Below are 5,696 nucleotides of genomic sequence, written 5' to 3' on the forward strand. Positions count from 1 at the left end.
TGCTCCTGTTGTTTGAGAACTCAATAGTGTGCCAAGTTTGTTGATACCAATTATTTTATTGGTTGAATTATTGTCGTGGGGCACCGCCTCCGTGGTGTGCCGCGATGTTTTTTAGCCTGGTTTGAATTTAGTGCAGTGCTGGTTCCCGTTTTCCCGGGGGCCGGTGTTGTGTCTGTTAGTAAACATTAACGGAGAGTTTGATCCTGGCTCAGGACGAACGCTGGCGGCGTGCTTAACACATGCAAGTCGAACGATGATCCGGTGCTTGCACCGGGGATTAGTGGCGAACGGGTGAGTAACACGTGAGTAACCTGCCCTTGACTCTGGGATAAGCCTGGGAAACCGGGTCTAATACCGGATACGACCTTTCACCGCATGGTGGTTGGTGGAAAGATTTTTTGGTTTTGGATGGACTCGCGGCCTATCAGCTTGTTGGTGAGGTAATGGCTCACCAAGGCGACGACGGGTAGCCGGCCTGAGAGGGTGACCGGCCACACTGGGACTGAGACACGGCCCAGACTCCTACGGGAGGCAGCAGTGGGGAATATTGCACAATGGGCGAAAGCCTGATGCAGCGACGCCGCGTGAGGGATGACGGCCTTCGGGTTGTAAACCTCTTTCAGCAGGGAAGAAGCGAAAGTGACGGTACCTGCAGAAGAAGCGCCGGCTAACTACGTGCCAGCAGCCGCGGTAATACGTAGGGCGCAAGCGTTGTCCGGAATTATTGGGCGTAAAGAGCTCGTAGGCGGTTTGTCGCGTCTGCTGTGAAAGCCCGGGGCTCAACCCCGGGTCTGCAGTGGGTACGGGCAGACTAGAGTGCAGTAGGGGAGACTGGAATTCCTGGTGTAGCGGTGAAATGCGCAGATATCAGGAGGAACACCGATGGCGAAGGCAGGTCTCTGGGCTGTAACTGACGCTGAGGAGCGAAAGCATGGGGAGCGAACAGGATTAGATACCCTGGTAGTCCATGCCGTAAACGTTGGGCACTAGGTGTGGGGGACATTCCACGTTTTCCGCGCCGTAGCTAACGCATTAAGTGCCCCGCCTGGGGAGTACGGCCGCAAGGCTAAAACTCAAAGGAATTGACGGGGGCCCGCACAAGCGGCGGAGCATGCGGATTAATTCGATGCAACGCGAAGAACCTTACCAAGGCTTGACATGGACCGGACCGCCGCAGAAATGCGGTTTCCCTTCGGGGCTGGTTTACAGGTGGTGCATGGTTGTCGTCAGCTCGTGTCGTGAGATGTTGGGTTAAGTCCCGCAACGAGCGCAACCCTCGTTCTATGTTGCCAGCGCGTTATGGCGGGGACTCATAGGAGACTGCCGGGGTCAACTCGGAGGAAGGTGGGGACGACGTCAAATCATCATGCCCCTTATGTCTTGGGCTTCACGCATGCTACAATGGCCGGTACAAAGGGTTGCGATACTGTGAGGTGGAGCTAATCCCAAAAAGCCGGTCTCAGTTCGGATTGAGGTCTGCAACTCGACCTCATGAAGTCGGAGTCGCTAGTAATCGCAGATCAGCAACGCTGCGGTGAATACGTTCCCGGGCCTTGTACACACCGCCCGTCAAGTCACGAAAGTTGGTAACACCCGAAGCCGGTGGCCTAACCCCTTGTGGGAGGGAGCCGTCGAAGGTGGGACCGGCGATTGGGACTAAGTCGTAACAAGGTAGCCGTACCGGAAGGTGCGGCTGGATCACCTCCTTTCTAAGGAGCGCCTCGGACTCGCGGAACCTTCCCAAGTGTTGGTTGTGCGGTTTGCAGGAGAGCCCATTGCGCAGGCGTTTGTTCTGCGGTGGGTGCTCGAGGGTGGAATATCAACGGATAGATTTTCTCTTGGCGGTTTCCATGCCAGTACGGTGTCCCCTTTTGCGGGGTGCCTGGAACGTGTGGGGGTTGTCCGGGGGGTTATTGTTTGGCACACTGTTGGGTCCTGAGGCAACAGGGACCGGTTCGTTTCGGGCCGGTGTTTGTTTGTTTCTGGTTTCCTGCGCAGTCCGGGTCCGGGCCACGGTTTATCCGTGGTGCGGGGATGGGTGCGACGGGGTTGTTGTTTGAGAACTACATAGTGGACGCGAGCATCTTATAAAGAAGCAATTTTGATGAACCTGGATCTGTTTTGGATCTGTGGTTCTCTCGATATTAAATGCTGATTTTGATCTTTTGTGGTCAAGTTTTTAAGAGCACACGGTGGATGCCTTGGCATCAGGAGCCGAAGAAGGACGTGGGAATCTGCGAAAAGCCTGGGGGAGTTGATAACCGAACTTTGATCCCAGGATGTCCGAATGGGGAAACCCCGCCAGGGGCACTTGTGTTACCTGGTGACCCGTATCTGAACACATAGGGTACGTGGAGGGAACGCGGGGAAGTGAAACATCTCAGTACCCGCAGGAAGAGAAAACAACAGTGATTCCGTTAGTAGTGGCGAGCGAACGCGGATGAGGCTAAACCGAGTCATGTGTGATAGCCGGCGGGCGTTGCATGGCCGGGGTTGCGGGACTTTCCGTTGCTGTTCTGCCGGACAGCTGAAGTGAGTGCAGATGCATAGGTGAACGGTCTTGAAAGGCCGGCCGGAGAAGGTGTTAGCCCTGTAACCGTAATGTGTGCTGCCGCTTGGAGAGTATCCCAAGTAGCACGGGGCCCGAGAAATCCCGTGCGAATCTGCCAGGACCACCTGGTAAGCCTAAATACTACCTGATGACCGATAGCGGACAAGTACCGTGAGGGAAAGGTGAAAAGTACCCCGGGAGGGGAGTGAAACAGTACCTGAAACCGTGTGCTTACAATCCGTCGGAGCAGCCCTAGCAGCTGTGACGGCGTGCCTTTTGAAGAATGAGCCTGCGAGTTAGTGTTACGTCGCGAGGTTAACCCGTGTGGGGAAGCCGTAGCGAAAGCGAGTCTGAACAGGGCGTTGCAGTGGCGTGATCTAGACCCGAAGCGGAGTGATCTACCCATGGCCAGGTTGAAGCGCGTGTAAGAGCGCGTGGAGGACCGAACCCACTTCAGTTGAAAATGGAGGGGATGAGCTGTGGGTAGGGGTGAAAGGCCAATCAAACTCCGTGATAGCTGGTTCTCCCCGAAATGCATTTAGGTGCAGCGTTGCGTGTTTCTTGCCGGAGGTAGAGCTACTGGATGGCCGATGGGCCCTACAAGGTTACTGACGTCAGCCAAACTCCGAATGCCGGCAAGTGAGAGCGCAGCAGTGAGACTGTGGGGGATAAGCTTCATAGTCGAGAGGGAAACAGCCCAGACCACCAACTAAGGCCCCTAAGCGTGTGCTAAGTGGGAAAGGATGTGGAGTTGCGAAGACAACCAGGAGGTTGGCTTAGAAGCAGCCATCCTTGAAAGAGTGCGTAATAGCTCACTGGTCAAGTGATTCCGCGCCGACAATGTAGCGGGGCTCAAGTACACCGCCGAAGTTGTGGCATTCACGTATTACCCAAGCCGGGGACTTGTTCCCTTGGTTCAGGGGCGTGGATGGGTAGGGGAGCGTCGTGTGGGCAGTGAAGCCGCGGTGGAAACCAGCGGTGGAGCCTACACGAGTGAGAATGCAGGCATGAGTAGCGAAAGACGGGTGGGAAACCCGTCCGCCGAATGATCAAGGGTTCCAGGGTCAAGCTAATCTGCCCTGGGTAAGTCGGGACCTAAGGCGAGGCCGACAGGCGTAGTCGATGGACAACGGGTTGATATTCCCGTACCGGCGAAAAACCGCCCATACCGAGCCGGTGATACTAACCGTCCAAACCGTGCATCCGTGCCCTTCGGGGCCAGTATGTGCGGGGCGCGCGGGACCTGAACCGGGGAGGTAAGCGTATTAACAGGTGTGACGCAGGAAGGTAGCCAGGCCGGGCGATGGTAGTCCCGGTCCAAGGATGTAGGGCGAACGGTAGGCAAATCCGCCGTTCACTAAGCCTGAGACCTGACGGGACCCCCGTATGGGGGGATCTGGTGATCCTATGCTGCCGAGAAAAGCATCGACGCGAGGTTTTAGCCGCCCGTACCCCAAACCGACACAGGTGATCAGGTAGAGAATACCAAGGCGATCGAGAGAATTATGGTTAAGGAACTCGGCAAAATGCCCCCGTAACTTCGGGAGAAGGGGGGCCTGCCCCGTGATACAGACTTGCTCTGTGGAGCGGGTGTGGGCCGCAGAGACCAGGGGGAAGCGACTGTTTACTAAAAACACAGGTCCGTGCGAAGTCGCAAGACGATGTATACGGACTGACTCCTGCCCGGTGCTGGAAGGTTAAGAGGACCGGTTAGCCCCTTTCGGGGGGCGAAGCTGAGAATTTAAGCCCCAGTAAACGGCGGTGGTAACTATAACCATCCTAAGGTAGCGAAATTCCTTGTCGGGTAAGTTCCGACCTGCACGAATGGAGTAACGACTTCCCCGCTGTCTCAACCATAAACTCGGCGAAATTGCACTACGAGTAAAGATGCTCGTTACGCGCAGCAGGACGGAAAGACCCCGAGACCTTTACTATAGTTTGGTATTGGTGTTCGGTGTGGCTTGTGTAGGATAGGTGGGAGACTGTGAAGCCCGGACGCCAGTTCGGGTGGAGTCATCGTTGAAATACCACTCTGGTCACTCTGGACATCTAACTTCGGCCCGTAATCCGGGTCAGGGACAGTGCCTGATGGGTAGTTTAACTGGGGCGGTTGCCTCCTAAAGAGTAACGGAGGCGCCCAAAGGTTCCCTCAGCCTGGTTGGCAATCAGGTGGCGAGTGTAAGTGCACAAGGGAGCTTGACTGTGAGAGAGACATCTCAAGCAGGGACGAAAGTCGGGACTAGTGATCCGGCGGCACATTGTGGAATGGCCGTCGCTCAACGGATAAAAGGTACCTCGGGGATAACAGGCTGATCTTGCCCAAGAGTCCATATCGACGGCATGGTTTGGCACCTCGATGTCGGCTCGTCGCATCCTGGGGCTGGAGTAGGTCCCAAGGGTTGGGCTGTTCGCCCATTAAAGCGGTACGCGAGCTGGGTTTAGAACGTCGTGAGACAGTTCGGTCCCTATCCGCTGCGCGCGCAGGAAATTTGAGAAGGTCTGTCCTTAGTACGAGAGGACCGGGACGGACGAACCTCTGGTGTGTCAGTTGTACTGCCAAGTGCATCGCTGATTAGCTACGTTCGGATTGGATAACCGCTGAAAGCATCTAAGCGGGAAGCCGGCTTCAAGATGAGATTTCCATACACCCTCGAGGTGTGGGAGGCCCCCAGCCAGACCACTGGGTTGATAGGCCGGATGTGGAAGCAGGGACTAAAGACCTGTGAAGCTGACCGGTACTAATAGGCCGATAACTTACACCACACACTTCCCTGGCCGCGGAACCGACTTCAAACGGTTCCCCGGCAACACGAAGGGGAAGGAAAAGATACTTGCATCGCGTCCACTATGTGGTTCCCGGACAACAACCGTCCAGGGGAACACCACAATTACATACAGTCCAACAATGAACTGATGTAACCACAAGGTTTCACCCCCTGCCCGCGAACGCGGGCGGCACGGGGTGGCAAGGGTTACGGCGGTCATAGCGTGGGGGAAACGCCCGGTCCCATTCCGAACCCGGAAGCTAAGACCCACAGCGCCGATGGTACTGCACCCGGGAGGGTGTGGGAGAGTAGGTCACCGCCGGACATCTTTTGAGCGTGAAGGGCTCCACCATGACGGTGGAGCCCTTCACCCATTTAAG

3 rRNA genes are annotated in these 5,696 nt (G+C 56.1%); all 3 read left to right on the forward strand.

What is annotated here, in order from left to right:
- Window positions 1-185 precede the first annotated feature (185 nt).
- Window positions 186-1,709, forward strand: a 16S ribosomal RNA gene (locus AC3A4M_RS22750).
- Window positions 1,710-2,169: 460 nt separating this feature from the next.
- Window positions 2,170-5,314 (forward strand): 23S ribosomal RNA (locus AC3A4M_RS22755).
- A gap of 210 nt (window positions 5,315-5,524) precedes the next feature.
- A 5S ribosomal RNA gene (gene rrf / locus AC3A4M_RS22760) occupies window positions 5,525-5,641 on the forward strand.
- Together the 16S, 23S and 5S rRNA genes form the textbook arrangement of a ribosomal RNA operon.
- Window positions 5,642-5,696: the final 55 nt, after the last annotated feature.

This window comes from Arthrobacter sp. Soil_C_60 (assembly GCF_057656375.1).